The 4,042-nt window shown below is 40.5% G+C and carries 5 protein-coding genes and 2 pseudogenes; all 7 read left to right on the forward strand.

Annotated elements, in window-relative coordinates:
* A pseudogene (locus QVP35_RS13795) lies at positions 1-190 on the forward strand (translation elongation factor Ts); the annotation flags it as partial.
* 627 nt (positions 191-817) lie between these two features.
* Positions 818-1,333 (forward strand): GNAT family N-acetyltransferase, encoded by a 516-nt coding sequence (locus QVP35_RS13800; RefSeq protein WP_009289772.1) that lies wholly within the window; start codon positions 818-820, stop codon positions 1,331-1,333.
* Positions 1,334-1,368: 35 nt separating this feature from the next.
* Positions 1,369-1,584, forward strand: coding sequence for a hypothetical protein (locus QVP35_RS13805; RefSeq protein ID WP_022261272.1), 216 nt, complete (start codon positions 1,369-1,371; stop codon positions 1,582-1,584).
* 2 nt (positions 1,585-1,586) lie between these two features.
* On the forward strand, positions 1,587-1,973 hold the full coding sequence (locus tag QVP35_RS13810) for a class I SAM-dependent methyltransferase (RefSeq protein WP_330361344.1): 387 nt from the start codon (positions 1,587-1,589) through the stop codon (positions 1,971-1,973).
* A 121-nt stretch (positions 1,974-2,094) separates the two neighbouring features.
* Positions 2,095-2,409 carry a PAS domain-containing protein gene (locus tag QVP35_RS13815; protein WP_022261274.1) on the forward strand — a complete coding sequence of 105 codons (315 nt, stop codon included), beginning with the start codon at positions 2,095-2,097 and terminating at the stop codon, positions 2,407-2,409.
* Between the two features lie 58 nt (positions 2,410-2,467).
* Positions 2,468-3,772, forward strand: a complete 1,305-nt coding sequence (locus QVP35_RS13820; RefSeq protein WP_225103674.1) for a sensor domain-containing diguanylate cyclase — start codon at positions 2,468-2,470, stop codon at positions 3,770-3,772.
* A gap of 23 nt (positions 3,773-3,795) precedes the next feature.
* A pseudogene (locus QVP35_RS13825) lies at positions 3,796-4,042 on the forward strand (methylated-DNA--[protein]-cysteine S-methyltransferase); the annotation flags it as partial.

A 4,042-nucleotide genomic window follows, 5' to 3' on the forward strand; every position in this document is an offset into this window, starting at 1 on the left:
TCTTTTAGATCAGGCTTATGTAAAGGCTGAAGACGGAAAACAGTCTGTTGGAAAATATGTAGAAGAAGTAGCAAAAGCTAATTCTGCGAAGATTGCCATCAAAGGATTCATCCGTTTTGAGACAGGCGAAGGAATCGAAAAGAAAGAAGAAAACTTTGCTGAGGAAGTGGCAAAGCAGATGGGAAACTAATCCCAGAGTGATTGAATTACCATTATCAGTGTAGACTGGACAAAAGGATCGTTGTATAACAACGATCCTTTTTTTGGTAATCGAGGAATTAAGCTCAAGAGTATTTTAGTTAGTATACATAATCATACAATATACTATATGTTTTACTATTGAATAAATATATGCAATATAAGTATCATAACCATGGCAATATTTTTCTCTGTATATATTTGACTCCTAAAAATCTTTTTCTAAGGCAATTCTAATATTATTTAAAACATATCGAAAGTTATAACGTTTTACAAAAGAAAACTCATACGGGAAAAGGAAGAATATATTTTTCTTAGCATTAAGTAAATTTACATAAGTTCTGATAATTCTCGTGAAGCATGTAGTCTTGTTGTACTTTTCAATAATTTAAAATCTATTTGGTAGGTAGATGATATACAATCACACTCTCCATTTGACTCTGAATCAGGCTGTATATATTCTTTAAAATTTAATTTTCCTCTAAAATAAATAAAATGATTGATTAATTTGTTGAAATTTTGAAGATATTTGGGATTACCTTGACAGATTCACCACTTTGAATTTAAATTAGAGAAAAGGTCCCAATGCTGTGCAACCATACCAAGGAGGCAGATAAAAATGATTTGTAAAATAAGGAAGTGGAAGTTATCGGATGCAGAAGATTTAGCGGCTGCTCTGTCTAATACAAAGATACAAAATAATCTTCGGGACGGACTGCCTTACCCTTACACTGAGAAAGATGGAACAGCATATATAATGGATGTGCTTTCTGCAGACGAAGATCAAACTTTTGCCTTTGCTGTCACAGCAGACAGCAAAGTGGTCGGCAGTATTGGAGTATTCCGTCAGGAGAACATACACAGACAGACTGGTGAGCTGGGCTATTATATAGCAGAAGAATATTGGGGCAAAGGAATCATGACTGAGGCTGTAAAACAAATCTGTGCCTATGTTTTTGATAAAAGCGATATGATCCGTATCTATGCTGAGCCGTTTGCATACAATGCCGCATCATGCCGGGTACTCGAAAAAGCCGGTTTTCAATATGAGGGAACATTGAGAAATAATGCCGTGAAAAATGGTAAAGTTATCGATATGAGGATGTATTCACTGCTGAAAGCAGAAATAAATTAGATGAGGTATGATACAACATACTCGGAGGAATGAATTTGGGGAAAAAGACAGAACAGTCTCATAAAATATACAATGAGATGGCGTGGGAATATGACTTTGGCCCGGAGGGGCATTATACAAGATCCCATAAAAAAGAGATTATAAAAAAGGCGGAGCTCAGAGATGGAGATAATATACTGGACGTTGCCTGCGGCAATGGATATCTGCTGGAGAACTCTCCAAAAAGGCGAGAGTTAATGCCTTTGGTGTAGACATTTCTGAAAATATGATTGCGTCTGCCAGAGAAAGGTACCCGGACTGTACATTTACAGTTGGCCCCTGTGCGCCTCTCGGCTTTGAAAATGAGAGTATGGATGTTATTACGGTATCCTGCGCGTTCCATCATTTTGAGAATCCCCGGACCTTTGCCGGCGAATGTATGCGGGTATTAAAGAGTCATGGAAAAGTTTTTATTGCAGAACCGTTTTATTCTCCGGTGGTGCGGTGTCTTGCCAACACGCTGGTATTTCCCTTTTCCAATAAAGGTGATGTGAGGGTGTACAGCCAAAAAGAACTGCGATTATTTTTTGAATCTGCTGGATTTACCGGGTTTGAATCGTACATAACAGATACAGTCTTATTTTTATCGGCAGAAAAATGAAAGTATGGGGAAATCATGTGAAGGACGCTTCATTGCTTTTTTCTCCATATTTTGCTATACTCAAAAAATAAACACTTTACAGACAGGCTTTGTCTGCATTGTGAAGAGGGGAGCAGTTTAGTTGGAAGCAGTATTAGACTATAGTAAGATATTAGATACAGTACCCTGCGGAATATGCCAGGTCCTTCTGGATACTGACTTGACAATGCTATATGCAAATCAATTTTACTATAAGATTTATGGATATACACCCCAAAGTGCTAAAGAAAAGGGATTTTCAAATGCCAAGTTTATACTTCCCGAATCAGATTATTTATATATCAAAAGGGAAGTGTTTCAGCATATCCGGAATGGGGACAGGGAGTTTCAGCTGGAGTACCGCTACGAACACAGCTCCGGGAAATTAATGTGGCTGCTGGTCCGGTGTTTTTTATGATCAGGAACAGCCGGACCGCATGACTTGTGCTCTGGTCGACATTGCCGACAGGAAGGAGATGGAGGAAAAACTGCGCATCAGCAGCGAAGAGAGCAGGATTGCCTATCAGCTTACAGATAAATTAATGTATATTTATGATGCAGAGAAAAAACAGCTCCATCAGCCAAAAGCCGCGGCAGATGAATTTGGCCTTCCGCCGGTTGTGGATGATGCCCCTTACAGCATCGTGAAATCCGGAGCTATTGACGGCCCCTGTAAGAAGGAGTACTTAGAATTTTATGAAGCTATCCTGCGGGGTGAACCAAACGGACATGCGGCAGTCAAAAAGAGGAGAAAAAACGGTTCCTTCGGATGGTACGAAGCAAAGTTTTCTTCTATTTATGATGAAAATGGAAATGTAAAAAAGGCAGTCATATCCTGTGAGGATATGACAGAGCAGCGGGAGAAGGAATTGAGTTACCAGAAATGGAGCCAGTATTTCAAATCCCAGGAAGGAAAAACCATTGGATTTTATGAATATAACCTGACGAAAGATCTCTTTGATGAAGAAGCCGGAGATCTTCCGCCGGATTACCTGCGGCCGCTTAAAAAATATACACAGACGGTACAATATATTGCCGATCATTTTGTATATGAAGGGGACGCTGAGAGGTTTTCTGACTTTTTTGACCGTGATTCGCTGCTGGTCCGTTATTATAAAGGCCAGACGAGAGGCTCCATGGATTATTTAAGAAAGCGGCCGGATGGAAGTCTCTTCTGGGTACGCGCCATTATTCTGCTCCTGGCTGATCCTTACAGCGATAATGTACGTCTCTTTATGATGACTCTCGATATTGATAAAGAAAAAAGAGAAGAGCTGAAACTCCGCAGCCAGACAGAGCACGACGGCATGACCGGACTTCTCAACAGAGAGACTTTTGTGGCAAAAGTTACAAGAATTTTAGGGGAAGAGGGCTCTGCAAACAAACATGCTCTGATTATGCTGGATATTGACCGGTTCAAAACCCACAATGATGTCCACGGACATCCGTTCGGAGATCAGGTTATTCGGGAAACGGCTCATTTTATAAATGGTTTTTTGAGAGAAAGTGATCTGTGCGGCCGAATGGGCGGAGACGAATTTATGGTCTTATTGAGAAACATCGGGTCTGAGGACGATGTAATTCCGAGAATCAATATGCTCTGCCATCTGCTGCGGCGCAAATATACAGACAAAGGGGAGGTGTCCTGCAGCATGGGAGTCGTGTTTTACCCCCGTGACGGGAAGATTTTTCGGGAACTTTACCAAAATGCAGACACTGCTTTGTATGAAGTGAAGAACACAGAGAGAGGAAATTACGGAATATACAAGCCTGAACGATAAAAAATTCTGTATCGGAGGAAATCATGTATTTTTTTACGAAGTATCAGTCCCCTTTAGGGATGCTGACCATTGCATCAGACAGAGATCATATTGTGGGTCTTTGGATGGAAGGACAGAAATATTTTGGAGGAACCCTTTCAGGAGAAATGGAGAAAAAAGACGGTCTTTTCGTGCTTAAAACAACAAAAGACTGGCTGGACCAGTATTTTTCAGGGGAAAAGCCTTCCGTTTCTGAGCTTCCTTTATGCCCGAAAGGCGGAGAATTCAGGC

The organism is Anaerostipes sp. CAG:276, from assembly GCF_000432215.1.
GTDB lineage: Bacteria > Bacillota > Clostridia > Lachnospirales > Lachnospiraceae > Anaerostipes > Anaerostipes caccae.